Here is a 16,064-nt window from a genome sequence, read left to right as displayed (position 1 = left end):
ATCAAGCTCTTCTTCTGTAACTTTGTTTTCTTCGTTGCTCATGATATCTCCAGAATTCAACATAATGCCCTTAAAGCCATGCGCGTTTTTGCGGGCTTTAACCACATAAAAATTCGCATATTTAGGTGACTTGCCATTATTATGGGGATGAAGATTCCTGATTCAAGCCTCTTTAATGCGGAAATGCTATGAAAAATCCATGTAACGTGATCGCGATTATCGGAAAACCAAGAGATCAACAAGCAATTCAAACTCATAAAGAGTTGTACCAATGGTTGACCTCTGAGGGCTATAAAGTATTCATTGACGATCGCCTTGCCGCAATACTGGATGATATCCCACAGAGTCAGTTTGCTAGCTTAGTTGAACTAGGAAAAAATGCCGATCTAGCCATTGTGGTTGGTGGCGATGGCAACATGCTAGGTGCAGCAAGAATTTTATCCCGATTTGATGTACCAGTTATAGGCGTGAACCGTGGAAATCTGGGCTTCTTAACTGACTTGAACCCAGACGACTTCCAAGCGTCTCTGCAAGCGGTACTCGACGGTGAGTATATTGAAGAGGAGCGTTTTCTTTTAGAGGCGGAAGTACACCGCCACGGACAAATAAAGAGTCATAACGCTGCGCTAAACGAAGCCGTACTTCACCCAGGGCAAATTGCCCATATGATTGAATTTGAAGTGTACATAGATGAAAGCTTCGCCTTCTCTTTACGGGCCGACGGTTTGATTGTCTCCACTCCGACTGGCTCGACGGCATATTCACTTTCTGGCGGCGGCCCAATTCTTTCTCCTAGCTTGAATGCCATTTCACTCGTGCCAATGTTCCCGCATACATTGTCGAGTCGACCTTTGGTGGTTGATGGAAAACGTCGAATTAAATTGGTGGTATCACCAGAAAACCGTGGAACACAAGAAGTTAGCTGTGATGGACAAGTCTCACTTCCAGTTACCCCTGGCGACGAAATTCACATCTATCAAAGTCCAAATGTACTAAAGCTCATCCATCCAAAAGACTACAGCTACTATCACGTCTTACGGAATAAGCTTGGCTGGTCTAGTAAATTGTTCTAACACTTGTTACTCAGGGTAATAACTTCAATAAAAAAGCCAGCAGCTCAATTGCTACTGGCTTTTGGCTTTCTTAGACAAGAAATAGACACAAAGTAGTGAGGCGACACGATATTTGTCATCATTAAAGAGAAGCTTATAAATTTTGATCCTGTGGGCAAACTTTACACAAAAGATAGAAAAGCAAATTCAATGATCTATGTCCGGTGATATTCTCACCATGAATAGAGTATCAACTCTATTTCATACAATCAATAAAGGACATATTATGAAGAAAACCATCATTCTGTCTGTTCTCAGTACATTAGCACTTATTGGCTGCCAATCAGAGGAAACGCAAGTCAACAGTGTGTCCAATGCAAAAGCGGAAGATATCACTAAGACGAAACGGGCCCTAGCTCAACAATTGAGTGAGAATTATGCTGCCATTGAACCCATGCTGAGAAGAGATATTACTCCGCAACAGACTAACGTGTCTGTATCAGCATTTGTTAAGCAAAACCCTAACTCAGAGTTCAGCCGCCAGCTTGTACAAGCTGACACTCAAATTCGTAGCTGGAAAGGTATTTCTGAATACTCTGATCAGTTGTTAGAAGTTCGCTTGGCAAATGAAGCCATGATAACAGCATGGCAAAGTGGCGAGGTCGAGCCATTATTTGCATTTGAACCAAGTGGTGATGATGAGAATTGGCAATACATCGAAGCATTTGATGTTTATGGCAACATCCATCAACTCGATGTTTACCAGCTCCCTGAGGTACCTGTACTTGTCGTTGATAACAATAGCTCTGCAGAGCTAAAAGCAGGCTTGCAAGCTATGCAAGCTGAGATGAAAAAACTCGGTCAACCAGCTTTAGTTCAACCATATATTGCTGATGAACAACGCCAAAATACACCGCTATTGTCAAGTAGCGCAGTGGGCGAAGCGGCTCCAATTCAAACCACGCAGTTGAAAAAGATCCGTCTAGCCGATGACAAAGAACCTTGGATCTCTGGCAAGGCAGAAATCTACGCTATCGTAACGGGCGTCAATCCAAGTCGTGATGAACCTACTCTCGATTTGGTGGAGCTTCCATACTTAGACTACGATAACCAAGATTACTATCCAAATCAGATCATTATTCACTGGTCTCGTTACCGCTGGGGTGCGGCAGACATTGTGCTCATGGAGCAAGATGACGGCACAGACTATAAACAATTGGCAAAACTCCTTGTTCAAGTTGCCGAAGAAGTATTGAAAGCGATTCCAGATCCAGAAGTTCAGGCTTACGCGATTATTCCGCAAATCACGAACAAGATCATCGACACTATCCCCGATGGTGTACTCACGAATGATGATGACTTCGTCGACGTTTACTACACTCTAATGCAAGATACTTCATACGTAGATCACCCAGGTGCAGGTGTGAATGCAGTCGTCACACTAGAACCACTAACGATTAACCCAACTCGTCCGTAACCTGTTCAATTTTAATGAGTCGTTGTAATCACATCGGCTCATTTTTCCCACTTCATCACAAAAAAACAGCCTACAAAGAAAATTTTCCTTACCTGACTTTACTGTATAAAGAAACAGTATATACTGTTCTCTTATACAGTATTGTTCAGTTATACAGGTAAATAAAATGCTGGCTCATCTAAGTGTTAATAATTTTGCGATTGTTAAGTCTTTACAACTCGAGCTTTCTAAGGGCATGACCACCATTACAGGTGAAACAGGCGCGGGTAAATCCATTGCTATCGATGCTTTAGGGCTCTGCTTAGGCGGACGAGCCGATGCCGGCATGGTGCGACAAGGTGAAGAGAAAACCGAAGTTAGCGCCGCCTTTTTATTGGACAACAACTTACATGCAACACGTTGGTTAGAAGATAACGATCTGCTAGATGGCAGTGAGTGTATTTTGCGTCGTATTATCACAAAAGAAGGCCGCTCAAGAGCCTTCATTAATGGCAGCCCTGTTCCACTATCACAACTCAAATCTCTAGGGCAGCTACTTATCAATATCCATGGGCAGCACGCTCATCATCAATTGATGAAAAGTGAGCACCAAATGGCCATGCTCGACCAATATGCTGGGCATTTAAACCTACTAAAAAGCACACGAAGTGCTTACCAGCATTGGCGTCAGGCAGACAATAACCTCAAGCAACTAAAAGAAAATAGCCAGCAAAACCAGGCGCAAAAACAATTGCTTGAATACCAAATCAAAGAACTGAATGAGTTATCGCTAGGTGAAGAAGAATTTGCAGAGCTCGAGCAAGAGCATAAACGACTATCCAACAGTGGTGAACTCGCCACTACCTGTCAGCAAGCCATCGAACTTATTTACGAAGGTGAAGAAGTCAATGCGCTTGGTATTTTGCAATCGGCCAATCACTCCCTAATTCAATTAGCCGAATTAGATGAAAAGCTATCTGAGCTACCTAACATGCTGTCAGAAGCGATGATTCAACTTGAAGAAACGAAGAATGAATTACGCAGCTACTTAGATGGCATCGATGTTGATCCTGCTCGTATGGCTTATGTAGAAGAACGTTTTTCTAAAGTGATGTCTGTAGCTCGTAAACACCACGTAATGCCAGAAGAACTCTACCAGCATCATCAAGATCTTCTGGCCCAAGTAGAAGCGTTAGATTGCTCCGATGAACGTTTAGATGAGCTTGCTCAAGAAGTAGAACACAAGTACCAAAGCTTTCTAACACAAGCAGAAAAACTGCACAAATCACGCAGCCGTTACGCAAAAGAACTGAACAAACTGATCACACAAAGCATGCACGAATTGAGCATGGAGAAAGCAGTATTCAGTATCGAAGTTAGCAATGACAACACGCACCCATCGCCGCTTGGCATGGACAGCGTGTGCTTCTTAGTATCGACCAACCCGGGACAACCATTGCAACCTATAGCAAAAGTTGCGTCAGGCGGTGAGCTATCACGTATCTCTCTAGCGATCCAAGTGATCACCGCTCAGAAAGTAGATACACCAAGTTTAATCTTCGATGAAGTGGATGTAGGTATTAGTGGTCCAACAGCTGCCGTAGTGGGCAAAATGCTACGCAAGCTTGGCGAATCTACTCAGGTATTGTGTGTCACTCACCTCCCTCAAGTTGCAGGATGCGGCCATCAACAAATGTTTGTAGCTAAGCAAACCAAAGCAGGCCAAACCGAAACCCAAATGCACGCATTAGATGAACAACAACGTGTGGCAGAATTAGCTCGCTTACTTGGGGGTAGTCAAATAACCGACTCAACGTTGGCAAACGCAAAAGAACTGCTTATCGCCGCTTAATAAATCGACAAGGGATGAGATATGGATATCAGAGCAATACACAAAACCAACTGCTTAGATCTCATCCCTATTTTTATTGAGTTAGAACATTACTACTTCAAAGAAAAAGCTTCATCAAAACACGATCTGGTCCATTATCTAAAGAGCCAAGTCTTCTCTGAACATTCTGGCGTTAATATCATTGCGGTTTACGATAATGATGACGTCGTAGGCTTTGCATCTTATACCGTCATGTTCCCTGCCCCAAAACTCTCAGGGCAGATGTACTTAAAAGATCTGTTCGTATCTTCGAAGGTTCGAGGAAAAGGGGTTGGTCTCAAGTTAATGAAGTATCTGGCATCTTTGGCGATCAAGTGTGGATGCCAAAGGTTGGACTGGACAGCTGAAAGTAGTAACCCTACCGCAGGTCAGTTTTACCGCTCAATTGGTGCAACACTAATTAATGAAAAAGAGTATTATCGTTTTTCAGGTGATGCATTACGCAAATTCGCCAAAACCGACTAACGAGTCACTAGGCTTGGCTCACCGCTGAAAGCGTCCATCACCCTACTTCCGATTGAAATTTGCTCTTCGTCACCTAACTAATACGTCATGTGGTGACATTTACCGCCTAATATCGGTGAATAAATGCAACTCAACTCAAAATTCGTTGTCAGATTGTCTACCATACGACGCATAGCTTTTTACATCTGCGTCGAGCTTGTTTATTATCAGCGCAGTATTTTAAAGGTTACTAAGAAATTATTATGCAATTAAAGAAGTGGTTAGTTGCCGTACCATTAGCAATGACATTGCTGACAGGATGTTCGGTATTGGAAAGACTGGTTTATCGTATTGATATCAACCAAGGCAACTATGTAGAACAAAGTGCGGTTGATAAATTAAAGTTTGGGATGACTAAAGCACAGGTTCGCTTCGTACTAGGGTCGCCAATGCTTATTGAAAACGGCTACCCAAACACTTGGTACTATATTTATCACCATACTCCTGGTCACGGTGATCCAGTGCAAAAAGACCTGATCGTTAACTTTAACGATCAAGGCACACTCGCAGACATCAGTGGTGACTTTCCAAAAAGTGACGCATTTTACGAGCAAATTCAGTAAACTGACTTTTGCAAAAAAACCTCCCGTTTGGGAGGTTTTTTATTATATAGAAATCACGTTAGTCAAACTTTGAGTAACTCACATGAGCTATTGGGTTTATATTAATCCTGCTTATTTTTACGTACAGAACTAGGCTTGCCACCGGTGACTGGGTCTGCACTCCCCTCGGTTTTAGCCTGCTCCGCCCGCTTACGGCGAATCTCTTTCGGATCGGCGAGTAACGGACGATAAATCTCTATTCGGTCTCGATCTCGAACGGTCGCATCCAACTTCACGTTACGACTAAACACACCCACTTTGTTCTTGGACAAATCAATTTCAGGGTACAACTCCAATACACCGGATTGTCGAATGATCTCTTCTACCGTTGCGTGATTATTTACCACTAAGTTAAATACACGCTGTTCATGAGGAAGAGCATAGACAACCTCAACGTGAATCATATCTGACTCAATACTCATAACATTCGTAGACCTGTTTTGCGCGTTTAGTAAATGCATTTACCATATTACTAGTAAGCTCGTTAAAAATCTTACCGAAGGCCATCTCAATCATTTTACTTGAGAATTCAAACTCAAGCTTTAGTTCAACCTTGCAAGCTTGCTCATCTAGCGCGGTAAAAATCCAACCACCACGCAACGTCTTAAACGGACCATCCACTAAGTTCATCATAATTGCCTGACCGGGGATCAACTCATTTGAAGTCGTAAACGTTTTGCTGATTCCAGCCTTCGCCACATCGACAGAAGCCACCATACCATTCCCCGAAGACTCAATGATTCTAGAGCCCGAGCAACCAGGCAGAAATTCAGGGTATTTAGCAACATCATTAACCAGATTGAACATCTGTTCGGCGCTAAAAGACACAAGCGCAGAACGGCTGACTTGCTTCATACATACTCCTATCGATACATGTACAGATTTAAAGCTACTCGCCAATTTTACTTTTATTCCACGATTGCGCAAATAAAAGGATTTCCTATCCGATATCCAACCCGTATAATGACGCTATTATGGCAAAGAAAAAAACGAAACAAAAAGCGGGTAGCAATACTATCGCGCTGAATAAAAAAGCTCGCCACGAGTATTTCATCGATGATGAAATCGAAGCTGGCTTGGAGCTCCAAGGTTGGGAAGTGAAAGCCCTTCGCCAAGGTAAAGCCAATATTTCTGAAAGTTACGTATTTATGCGTGACGGTGAAGCCTTTGTGAGTGGCATGACAATCACTCCTTTAAATCAGGCATCGACACACGTTGTGGCGAACCCTACACGTGTGCGTAAACTACTAATGAGTCGTCGTGAGCTGGATAACCTATTCGGACGTGTAAACCGTGAAGGTATGACATTAACGGCCCTCTCACTGTACTGGTCTCGCTCTTGGGTGAAACTAAAAATTGGCGTAGCAAAAGGTAAAAAGCTGCACGATAAACGTACGGATCTAAAAGAAAAAGACTGGGCAAGAGAAAAAGCACGCGTAATGAAGAGCGCACTGCGTTAATCTTGACCACTTAAACGCATAGTACTGGACAGCCAATGCTTTTCTGTTACTATGCGAATATTATCTGGGGCTGATTTAGGATTCGACGGGAATTCAGAAGTCTGAGGTGCATGCCGAGGTGCGGTAGGCCTCGTTAACAAACCGCAAAAAAATAGTCGCAAACGACGAAAACTACGCACTAGCAGCTTAATAACCTGCTAAGAGCTCTCTCGCCCTAGCTTCCGCACGTAAGACGGGGAATAACGAGGGATCAAACCCAAACGCGCTAGCCCGGATTCTCCCGCCTGAGAGATGAACGGCGAATTTTAATTCAGGCTAGTCATTCATTAGCGTGTCGGTTCGCAGGTGGGTGGCGAAATTAAAGATCGACTAAGCATGTAGTACCAATGATGAACGGTTTTCGGACGCGGGTTCAACTCCCGCCAGCTCCACCAAACGTTTGGAAAAGGCCACCTTCGGGTGGCCTTTTTTGTATCTAAAACATCAAAAATTCAATTACTTAACTCACCTCCTTGTCTTATTCTGTCTCATCGCGTCTCATATCTGCTCACGTTTTTAGTACCCAATGATTTACCCTATACTCATATCCAAGATATTTTGGGTACTAAATCGAGTATAAAGAGATGGCAAGACGTGTAGTTCAACTGACAGATAAAAAAGTAAAAAGCATTAAGCCAACAGACAAGGAACAATTGATCAGTGACGGCCAAGGCTTACAACTTAGAGTTATGCCAAATGGAACAAAATCATGGCGTTTCGTGTACAAGAGTCCAGCTACAGGAAAACGTGGAAATATGACCTTGGGCACATACCCGAGACTATCGATAGCTAATGCAAGAAAAAAAGCAGAAGGCTACCGTGAGTTAGTAGCACTAGATATCGATCCAAAACACCATAAAAGAGAAGAGAAAGAAAAAAGCGAGGCTATACACCAGCACACACTATTTAATGTTTCACATAATTGGATAGAACGAAAGAAATCAGAAGTAACCGAAGACTACGCGAAGGATATCTGGCGCTCATTTGAACTTCATGTTTTCCCTACTTTAAGCTCACAACCTATATCTATGATTACAGCACAGTCCGTAATCGAAACTCTAAAGGTAGTAGAAGCTAAAGGTTCTCTGGAAACTGTTAGACGTCTAACACAACGCTTAAATGAAGTTATGGTCTATGCGATGAACTGCGGACTACTGCAAGCAAATCCGATTAGCAACATCCTAGCTGCTTTTAAAAAGCCCACTAAGCAAAATATGAAAAAGCTGGACTCAAATGAGCTACCAGCCCTAATGAATGCACTAGCAAACGCGAGTATTAAACGCTCTACACGCTGCCTTATTGAGTTTCAACTTCATACTATGACAAGACCAAATGAGGCGGCTGGCGCGAAATGGGCGGAGTTTGATTTACTAGAACGTGTATGGCTCATACCAAAAGAAAGAATGAAAAAACGAAAGGAACACCGTATACCTCTAACTGAAGAGGTAATTAATCTGCTGAAGACAATGAGAGCAATGAAGGGAAATAGCGAGTATGTGTTTCCATCAATTAAAGATCCGAAAAAACCAATGCATAGTCAAACCGCAAATATGGCACTCAAGCGAATGGGTTTTAAGGATCGCTTGGTATCTCATGGTATGAGAGCTATGGCTAGTACGATCCTTAATGAGAATGGCCATGATTTCGTGTTGGTGGAAGCTGCTCTTGCCCACGCAATTGGTGATAGCACTCAGCGTTCGTATAACCGTACAGACTATCTAGAACGCAGAAGAGACCTTATGGATTGGTGGAGTAAGCATATCGTCAACGCATCTCAATCAAGAATGTCATTGGCGGTAGTAGCTTGAAACACAATAATCTTAGTAACTAGGAAATGTCCAATTCCGACTTACACGACTTTTTGGTGGCATTTTTTTGACATACCTACCAAGAACAATAAATTCATTACTTCTGCTATAGATAACAAAATCTTGATAAGTGGTTAATGCATGCAGTTTTATTTCTAAGTAGTATGTCCTAAATCGACAATCATAATAATGAGGCTAGCATGGACTTTAGGGCTACTCCTGTAACGGTAGATAATCTATTTTCTTTACGCAAACAGTATATCGTACCAAGAAATCAACGAGAGTTTTCTTGGCAAGAAGAACTTCTTGAAGAGTTTTGGTACGATCTTGTTTCCAATATTACTTTCAATACAACATCTTCTCGTTTTGAGTTTAGTGAATATTTTATCGGAGCTATCGTTCTAGCAGGAGATGAGGACGGGTTTGAACAACAGATAGTGGATGGACAGCAGCGAATTACCGTTATTACTACGCTAATCTGTTCTATTGTTGAGGAACTTAAAAAACTAGATGACATCGCATATGCGAAAGGTGTCTTTGATAACTACATTGAAGGTGCTCTTATTAGTGAAGAAGAGGATCCAACTTTAGAAGAGACCGAAGCTCCAAAATATTTCAAACTTGAACGTAAGTCTGAAAGCAACTACTACAAACTAGCAATTCAAAGCTTTGAAAAGCATCAGTGTGAAGCAAAAAACCGTGAAGATAACTTACTTGCTGATGCTTGGGATTTTTTTGAAAACAAATTAAAAGCGGATAATCTAACAACAGACTTACTTGGGACAGCAAGCACTGAACGAGCGGATGCCATTCGGTGCTTGAAAGCAATAGCGGTTCAGTTAACTCGTCATATTAAGGTCATCAAAGTTGTTGTTGCCAACAACGATGATGCATACATCATCTTTGAGATTCTAAATGCTCGCGGTATGGATCTAGATGCGGCTGACTTAATTAAAAATAAACTGTTTAGTGAACTACGTAAGAATCACCCAATAGATTTTGCGCAAACTGGTTGGAATAGCATAAACAGTCAAATTGCCGATAGAAATAAGAACTTTAAGATGGTGAATTATGTGAGACATTGGTGGAACGCTCACTACCCAGTTTCTAGTGAAAGTTCACTGTACAAAAATTTTAAAGATAAATTAATCTCTGGCGATTTTACGGCAGAAGAATTCCTAGAAAACTTACAGGGAAGTGTTGGTATTTATGCCAAAATACTCGACCCTCGCTTTGACGATTGGCGAGAAAACAACTCTAAGCATATATTCTATTCTTTAAATTCACTTAAAGTGTTCAATGTTTCGATTTGTAGACCGCTCATTTTGTCTATGTTTGAAGCTTTTGCAAAAAGAAAAATACGTCAATCCAAGCTCATCGAAATGTTACAAGTTCTTGAGTTTTTTCACTTCTCATTCAACGCTATTTGCTCACAAAGACCTTCAGGTGTAGAGAATATTTATTCTTCTTATGCTCGTCAGGTATTGAGCGCTGAGACACGTGGAGCCGCTGCAACTGCACTTGAAGAATTAAAGGTCAAACTAAGAGCAAAAGTACCTAGTCGAGATTTATTTATAAGAAAATTTACCGAACTCAAGTTCACAAAAACAAGCGTTGCTGATAAAAAGCTAATTCAATACATTTTCTTTATGTTAGAGCGTCACGAGCGAGGCAGTGTTGAAGTTGTACCTTTAGATATGACGCTTGAGCACATTATGTCTCAAAAAACTAATCACGCTAAGGTTGGTAAAATCGGAAACCTTCTGCCGCTCGGTTCAGCGTTAAATAATAAAGCTGACACCAAACCATTTAGTGACAAAATAGCGTTATATCAACAGAGCAATTTCGAGCTTACAAAGAGTTTTTCTCAAAATAACTTAGAAACCGATGATTGGACAGCTCAACATATAGATCAACGAACAACAGAGCTTGCTCGTCTTGCATATGATCATGTTTGGAAATTCTAAAATAGGCCATATTTCCAAAACCTAATAAGAGCGCTCTTGTATTAAAAGAGCGCAGCTCTAACACACTTTAGCGCAAAGGTGATTTTGGTAACCGAGAAGGATTTCTTCCTAGTTGCCAGCACGGAACGGGGCAATAACAATTTAGTTTGTTCTACGACAGCATTCTAAGAACGAATTAATGGATATGTCTTACTACTAGGTTTGTTTCTAATGCCAAGCTGCTAGTTTGCTGATGAAGGGAAGTTTTGCTATTTGTTACTGGCTCATAGTGGATAGGCGACTAGTGTTGTATCGTGTGCTTCTTAAATGTTCTAATTTAAGCCATTGAGATAGGTGATATTGGTGTAATCTACACAAATCGTAGATTACACTTTGGACTGTTTTAACCACTCTCTTGCATGCCATTGAAAAGGTAGCGTCCTTCTATCTTGTTCATCTAACCAGCAAAGAGATTCACAGAACATCAACTTATTAAGTCGATATTTTTTAGTCAGATTCTTACCCCAAAACGATTGATAATCACGAACTTCAAAGCAAGCCAACTTGTGTATGTAACTCAACTGCTTGAGAGGATCTCTAAACTCCTGCTTCATGAATGGTCTAGCTTGTCTATTTTGCTTGATATGCTTGGGGTGTAGCTTCGTAAGTTTCTCTGCTAATCGTTCAATCGCCTCTTCATTACCCGATTTACGCATAAGAACATGGTAGTGAGGTAACCATTTTTGTGGCGAGCCATGAAAATCTAACTCAAACGAACCCAGTACCGGACCATCGACACCACATCTAGACAAAAGCTTTCTCAATCTGTCTTTATCTTTAGGGATATCATAGTCAACGAAGTCATACGCATCTACTCCGCGCGAGTATTGAATTATAGTGTAGACACCGTATTCAACATTCTGTGTTTGCTCTTGATCAAGCACAATTGAAGCAATGATGTTATTAACACGTTCTATTTTAAACTGCCGATTACACTTCTTACACGCCACACTCTTACACTCGTATAGACCTTCGTTGCAGTCTTCTAGCTTGTCTGCTAGCGCATGCAGTCGACCACAACTATATCTTCGACCAAGACTCCCATGGACATGATCAGCCATTTTTCTCAACAGCTCGATGCGATACTCGTTCTCCAAATAAGCTTCATACTCGCTCATTAACCAATCACACTCTTCTAATCTGGTGCCAGATAAGAATATGTCTAGTTGCATCTTCTCCATACCTCTTCGAGTAGCTTTTGCCCTTTATCTAACGGTGGTAGTAGAAAAATACTTTGGCGCTCTTCAACCCAAACATCCACTTCAGATTCTTTCCACGCAACTCGGTTTTTCGAAAGTCGATATGAACTTGGAAACTCTCCTGATTTCATCAAGCGATAGATCTGAGCTCTGCTATAGGAAGTTCTTTCTAACACCTCTCCAATTTTCATATATCTCTCATTCGCCATGTCTTTTATCTCTGTTTCAAATAATGGTGCCATCGTATCAAACTACAGAAACCAACTCGTGAGACTCACAAGTCATCATAAAAAACAGTGAGACTCACAACATAAAAAATATTATAAAACAGCAAATTAAAGCTTTTATTTGTGAGTCTCATGTTAAAAATACATTTAAATAGATGGAAAAATTGTGTAGCGTAAAGGATGTAACAAGGAACGAGAATTGATTATGAAACGTAGAAGTGATGCAGCTATAAGACAACAATATGTAACACAAAGAAGAAAAGATTCAGGACTCGTAACTAAGAGAATTCATGTATCAAATGTCGCACTAGACAACCTTGATGCCATTGGAACTAAACTTGGCTTCTCAAGTAAGGAACTCCGTAACAATGAAAATTTGTCCGCAATTATCGAGCTTTGTCTTAGTACTTTTTTAGACGGAAGCTTTGAAGGTAAAGCGAACCGCAAAGAAGCTCTGTACTTGATGCAAATCCACAACATAGCTAAGTTCAAAGAGCAACAAGGATTCAATGACAAAGCTATAGCTAACTTTCTTGAAGATTCTGGCTATGAGACACCGTTCATCGCAAAAAGAGTGGTCAATACACAAAAATATCGTCTTAGAATGGTAGAAAAATGGACTGATGTACTTGTAGAAAGATTAAAAAAAGAAAGCTATGTTCAAAAACAAACCCAGCTCATTGGCGAGTGTCGTCGTCCAAAAAGGATAATTCGCAAGAAACCTCACCTAAGACGAGAATCAGAGGTTTTTCGAGATGAAGATTTCTCAGTTTAATAAATTCATAGCACTTACATTGGAGCTATTTGCTTGAGCCAAAATAGAAGTATTTACCTGATTGAGGATAGACTGTTTAGTAAGCTCACTAGTTTGTTTAGCAAAATCAGTATTTCGTATCTGGCTACCGCTAGCTGCCACTTTTTCTGAAGATTGAGATAAATTATTGATCGCGTGGAAAAGTCGGTTTTGCGATGAGCCAAGATAAGCTCTAGCTGAATCAACAAAATGTATAAGATCATCCAATGCAGCTACCACATCATCACTACCATTTTCGAGTTTAGGTAACTCAAGTTCAGCAGGATGATTATCGATATAGGATCGACCAGTACCATAATAAAATGGATTATTAGCTCTGGTTGACTCAGAAGTATACCTCAATTGAATGGTGATATATGCGTCTTTGTCTGAAGTGTAACAAAGCCTTAATTGATCTGCTTTTCCGACATCACGCTCTTCTAATGTACTGCTGTCAATAGAGCCATCTAAATAGAAATTGATTTTATCTCCATATTTATCATTTAAATTTTCCACGATATCCTCCATCGTAGCACCTTCCATAGCATCCGAAATCAAAAGCTCAGTGCTATTGTCCTCGGAGTAAACTACTTTAACTCCGATACGCTGCCCAGGATCTGCTCTCCAGTTATCCACTTTGTAGTTCGAAATTGGAGCATAAAATACCTTTTGAGTATTATTTCCTGTTTGTTCTAGTTTGCTCTCTATATCAGGGAATTCAACTAACACAGCCTCCCCGCTAGAAGAACCAACTTGAAAAGAACGTAAACTCTGGCTGCCATTAAGCAACTTATCTCCAGCAAAGCTTGTTGTTTGAACTATTCTATTTAGCTCTTCTTTTAGATCTTCAAACTCTAATAAAATCGCATTCTGGTCTTCTGCATTAAGTGAACCATTGACATACCTCAGTGTTAGATCTCGCATTCGCATTAGATTTGTCGAATATTCAGCTAAAGCTCCTTCAGCAGTCTGAAGCATAGAAACACCATCATTGGCATTCCGAATCGCCATATCCATTCCTTGACTCTGCGATTGCAACCGATTAGATATTTGTAGACCAGCAGCATCATCCTTGGCAGTATTGACTTTTAGACCTGATGATAATCGTTCCATAGACGTAGCATGTCTATCGGAAATCCGACTAAGACGATGCTGCGCATGCATAGCCACCAGATTTGTATTGACGTTTACAGCCACGATATATACCTAATTTATTATTGTTGAGACTTGTATCGGTAGTAAGAAAGGTCAAGCAACCAACTTTACGTAACGTACTTCTATTATCGACTGAATATGCAAAAGGTTTAATTGTTTTTCACAGCAAGTTACTGATAGAAAAGAATGTTACTGTTACATGAGTAGTGTGCTAAATTTCAATTGACATCAAGATAGTGAACGCTGATTGCTAAATACAACTAAACTTGAAGTCGCTCACGAATTTCAAAGTTACTCCAGCTTTTCTTTTAGTACCCAACAAGTTACCCAACGGACAAGTTTAAATATACTTTTCACTTTAAAATCATAACATTACATGCAACTTTCAGATGACGCCAGCCCACCAAACATTTGGAAAAGGCCACCTTCGGGTGGCCTTTTTTGTATCAACTAAAATAGTCTCTTTTTTCAAACATTCATGCTTTCTGAAATCTTACTACATAGATTACCGCATACCTTTGGCCCATGTAGGTTTACAAACTCGTTGAGTATTAATCAGTAAACAAGAAGTTCATAAGTACTAATCAAAAAGGCAGAGAGCATGGTACTAAAAGCCCTGCAACTTAAAAGTTTTCTGCTTACCTATCCTTTCTAAGAGATAACTAGATCTAAGTCTAAAGCCTATACTCATCTCCCTCGATGAATTGATTGATGCATTCATTGTTAGTCCCTACTCGCTTGTTTCATTACAACTCTATCGATGTAATGACTACAAATAGTAGTTACAAAAAATAATGTAACTCTAATTCAAAATTAACCTTAGATATTGAATAGAAACACAACATATATAGATTTTTAAATTTCAAAATGAAAGTATTGTTGTGAAAAATTAAGTTGCTGGAATTATTACCGTCATATTAGTGAGCATTGTCATGAATTTTGAAGAAAGTAAATTGAATGACGAACACGTTAATCAATACACACCGAAAATCAATGGTGTGTTAACAAAGAAAGGAAAACCACTTAGTAGCCTGAAGGTTAGCCTTAGTATTGGTTTAAGCACCTCAGGGAAATCAATAGACTTATCAACATTCACAGACAGTACTGGTCGCTTTGAATTTTCTCCAGTCTATGAAAATAAAAACATCATAAGCACTCCTCTTATTGAGCACTATGTAACTATTGTTTTAGTCGCAGAACTCAGTAATGATGAAAGTACTATTATTTGGGAAGGAAGCTTTGATGGTTATAAAATAGAGGATTACGTAAAAAATAACATGGCTAACCTTGCTTGTGACACTGAGAACCCTCTTAAGTACTTTGCTTTTTCAATTGATGATGAAGAAAACGATGACTACTACGTAAACAGCCAATGTAATTTATTTGGTTATATAGACTCTGACTTATATGGAAATTAAACAATGCACTCATGATACAACTCCAGTTCCTATGTCTCCTCTTTGGCCATTTATTTACGGGGGATATTGAGTATCGGTTAGAAGGAGGTTCTGGTATCGACTTCCACGCTCATGGACTAGGAAAAAACCTGTTCCGGGTTATGTCAATAACGCTACAAGTAATGAGTGATCGGCACTACAATCTAAGCCTTAAACTTATCTAGAACGCAACGTATTTCTTGACTCCAACAATAGATATAACGCTCGGATGACTGATGGTTGGGTAAGTAAAATAGTCTCTTCAACTTTGACTTTACTAAGAATTTCAGGTCTGGGTCATATAATACAACAGATTCGACCGTAGGCCTTGCCACTTGGGTTCAATTAGCTAATTTCAGGTAAGCGTTCACCGAGGTATCTTGACTTACCAGATCTGAAGAAACATATGCAGTTTATAGATCAAAAACGTTTGGGT

General features: G+C 40.3%; 15 protein-coding genes and 1 other RNA gene. 11 read left to right on the top strand and 5 right to left on the bottom strand.

Annotation, left to right across the window (positions count from 1 at the left end):
- Positions 1 to 188: 188 nt before the first annotated feature.
- The 5 genes from nadK (at position 189) to bamE (ending at position 5,466) form a co-directional block, all read left to right on the top strand.
- Positions 189 to 1,073, top strand: a complete 885-nt coding sequence (gene nadK, locus R7Z50_RS23470) for an NAD(+) kinase (RefSeq protein WP_005381631.1) — start codon at positions 189 to 191, stop codon at positions 1,071 to 1,073.
- Positions 1,074 to 1,338: 265 nt separating this feature from the next.
- Positions 1,339 to 2,529 carry a DUF3103 domain-containing protein gene (locus R7Z50_RS23465; protein ID WP_005383752.1) on the top strand — a complete coding sequence of 397 codons (1,191 nt, stop codon included), beginning with the start codon at positions 1,339 to 1,341 and terminating at the stop codon, positions 2,527 to 2,529.
- 166 nt (positions 2,530 to 2,695) lie between these two features.
- The gene (gene recN / locus R7Z50_RS23460) at positions 2,696 to 4,360 is read left to right on the top strand and encodes a DNA repair protein RecN (RefSeq protein ID WP_005383750.1); all 1,665 of its coding nucleotides are present in this window, start codon (positions 2,696 to 2,698) and stop codon (positions 4,358 to 4,360) included.
- A 21-nt stretch (positions 4,361 to 4,381) separates the two neighbouring features.
- Complete coding sequence (locus R7Z50_RS23455) at positions 4,382 to 4,864, top strand: GNAT family N-acetyltransferase (RefSeq protein WP_171344839.1); 483 nt, start codon at positions 4,382 to 4,384, stop codon at positions 4,862 to 4,864.
- A gap of 242 nt (positions 4,865 to 5,106) precedes the next feature.
- A complete protein-coding gene (gene bamE, locus R7Z50_RS23450; protein WP_171344840.1) occupies positions 5,107 to 5,466 on the top strand; it encodes an outer membrane protein assembly factor BamE in 360 nt (119 codons plus the stop codon).
- Between the two features lie 101 nt (positions 5,467 to 5,567).
- Here the strand turns inward: bamE and R7Z50_RS23445 are convergent, their stop codons facing one another.
- Both R7Z50_RS23445 and R7Z50_RS23440 read right to left on the bottom strand, forming a co-directional pair.
- The gene (locus R7Z50_RS23445) at positions 5,568 to 5,927 is read right to left on the bottom strand and encodes an RnfH family protein (protein ID WP_025768875.1); all 360 of its coding nucleotides are present in this window, start codon (positions 5,925 to 5,927) and stop codon (positions 5,568 to 5,570) included.
- Positions 5,917 to 6,360, bottom strand: a complete 444-nt coding sequence (locus tag R7Z50_RS23440; protein ID WP_005381641.1) for an SRPBCC family protein — start codon at positions 6,358 to 6,360, stop codon at positions 5,917 to 5,919. The genes R7Z50_RS23445 and R7Z50_RS23440 overlap by 11 nt, the downstream gene beginning before the upstream one ends.
- A 119-nt stretch (positions 6,361 to 6,479) precedes the next feature.
- On the opposite strand from R7Z50_RS23440, the gene smpB reads away from it, so the two are divergent.
- The 4 genes from smpB to R7Z50_RS23420 all read left to right on the top strand — a co-directional run bounded on the left by smpB (position 6,480) and on the right by R7Z50_RS23420 (position 10,779).
- Entirely contained in the window at positions 6,480 to 6,965 is a 486-nt protein-coding gene (gene smpB / locus R7Z50_RS23435; protein ID WP_005381642.1) for an SsrA-binding protein SmpB, read from the top strand.
- A 66-nt stretch (positions 6,966 to 7,031) separates the two neighbouring features.
- Positions 7,032 to 7,399, top strand: a transfer-messenger RNA (tmRNA) gene (gene ssrA / locus R7Z50_RS23430).
- A gap of 189 nt (positions 7,400 to 7,588) precedes the next feature.
- On the top strand, positions 7,589 to 8,812 hold the full coding sequence (locus R7Z50_RS23425; protein WP_318149279.1) for a tyrosine-type recombinase/integrase: 1,224 nt from the start codon (positions 7,589 to 7,591) through the stop codon (positions 8,810 to 8,812).
- 200 nt (positions 8,813 to 9,012) lie between these two features.
- A complete protein-coding gene (locus R7Z50_RS23420; RefSeq protein ID WP_318149278.1) occupies positions 9,013 to 10,779 on the top strand; it encodes a DUF262 domain-containing HNH endonuclease family protein in 1,767 nt (588 codons plus the stop codon).
- 365 nt (positions 10,780 to 11,144) lie between these two features.
- Here R7Z50_RS23420 and R7Z50_RS23415 read toward each other — a convergent pair whose 3' ends face one another.
- Together R7Z50_RS23415 and R7Z50_RS23410 are read right to left on the bottom strand one after the other, a co-directional pair.
- Positions 11,145 to 11,990, bottom strand: coding sequence for a hypothetical protein (locus R7Z50_RS23415; protein ID WP_318149277.1), 846 nt, complete (start codon positions 11,988 to 11,990; stop codon positions 11,145 to 11,147).
- Positions 11,981 to 12,208 (bottom strand): helix-turn-helix transcriptional regulator, encoded by a 228-nt coding sequence (locus tag R7Z50_RS23410; protein WP_318149276.1) that lies wholly within the window; start codon positions 12,206 to 12,208, stop codon positions 11,981 to 11,983. The genes R7Z50_RS23415 and R7Z50_RS23410 overlap by 10 nt, the downstream gene beginning before the upstream one ends.
- 241 nt (positions 12,209 to 12,449) lie before the next feature.
- Here R7Z50_RS23410 and R7Z50_RS23405 point away from each other — a divergent pair, with 241 nt between their 5' ends.
- Positions 12,450 to 13,019: a hypothetical protein gene (locus R7Z50_RS23405; RefSeq protein WP_318149280.1), complete on the top strand. Its 570-nt coding sequence runs from the start codon at positions 12,450 to 12,452 to the stop codon at positions 13,017 to 13,019.
- Here the strand turns inward: R7Z50_RS23405 and R7Z50_RS23400 are convergent.
- The gene (locus R7Z50_RS23400; protein WP_140076331.1) at positions 13,011 to 14,234 is read right to left on the bottom strand and encodes a flagellin; all 1,224 of its coding nucleotides are present in this window, start codon (positions 14,232 to 14,234) and stop codon (positions 13,011 to 13,013) included. The two genes, R7Z50_RS23405 and R7Z50_RS23400, sit on opposite strands and share 9 nt — an antisense overlap.
- Positions 14,235 to 15,124: 890 nt before the next feature.
- Between R7Z50_RS23400 and R7Z50_RS23395 the strand changes: the two genes are divergently transcribed.
- A complete protein-coding gene (locus tag R7Z50_RS23395) occupies positions 15,125 to 15,610 on the top strand; it encodes a DUF6795 domain-containing protein (protein ID WP_005381667.1) in 486 nt (161 codons plus the stop codon).
- Positions 15,611 to 16,064: the final 454 nt, after the last annotated feature.

The sequence above is a fragment of the Vibrio sp. 1249-1 genome, assembly GCF_033340495.1.
The sequence above is the reverse complement of the archived record's forward strand: the minus strand, read 5'-3'. Positions and strand labels throughout refer to the sequence as shown.

Bases quoted from the DNA above. Each gene is read 5' to 3' on its own strand.
- nadK (WP_005381631.1), top strand. From the start codon at position 189: ATGAAAAATCCATGTAACGTGATCGCGATTATCGGAAAACCAAGAGAT.
- R7Z50_RS23465 (WP_005383752.1), top strand. From the start codon at position 1,339: ATGAAGAAAACCATCATTCTGTCTGTTCTCAGTACATTAGCACTTATT.
- recN (WP_005383750.1), top strand. From the start codon at position 2,696: ATGCTGGCTCATCTAAGTGTTAATAATTTTGCGATTGTTAAGTCTTTA.
- R7Z50_RS23455 (WP_171344839.1), top strand. From the start codon at position 4,382: ATGGATATCAGAGCAATACACAAAACCAACTGCTTAGATCTCATCCCT.
- bamE (WP_171344840.1), top strand. From the start codon at position 5,107: ATGCAATTAAAGAAGTGGTTAGTTGCCGTACCATTAGCAATGACATTG.
- R7Z50_RS23445 (WP_025768875.1), bottom strand. From the start codon at position 5,927: ATGAGTATTGAGTCAGATATGATTCACGTTGAGGTTGTCTATGCTCTT.
- R7Z50_RS23440 (WP_005381641.1), bottom strand. From the start codon at position 6,360: ATGAAGCAAGTCAGCCGTTCTGCGCTTGTGTCTTTTAGCGCCGAACAG.
- smpB (WP_005381642.1), top strand. From the start codon at position 6,480: ATGGCAAAGAAAAAAACGAAACAAAAAGCGGGTAGCAATACTATCGCG.
- R7Z50_RS23425 (WP_318149279.1), top strand. From the start codon at position 7,589: ATGGCAAGACGTGTAGTTCAACTGACAGATAAAAAAGTAAAAAGCATT.
- R7Z50_RS23420 (WP_318149278.1), top strand. From the start codon at position 9,013: ATGGACTTTAGGGCTACTCCTGTAACGGTAGATAATCTATTTTCTTTA.
- R7Z50_RS23415 (WP_318149277.1), bottom strand. From the start codon at position 11,990: ATGCAACTAGACATATTCTTATCTGGCACCAGATTAGAAGAGTGTGAT.
- R7Z50_RS23410 (WP_318149276.1), bottom strand. From the start codon at position 12,208: ATGAAAATTGGAGAGGTGTTAGAAAGAACTTCCTATAGCAGAGCTCAG.
- R7Z50_RS23405 (WP_318149280.1), top strand. From the start codon at position 12,450: ATGAAACGTAGAAGTGATGCAGCTATAAGACAACAATATGTAACACAA.
- R7Z50_RS23395 (WP_005381667.1), top strand. From the start codon at position 15,125: ATGAATTTTGAAGAAAGTAAATTGAATGACGAACACGTTAATCAATAC.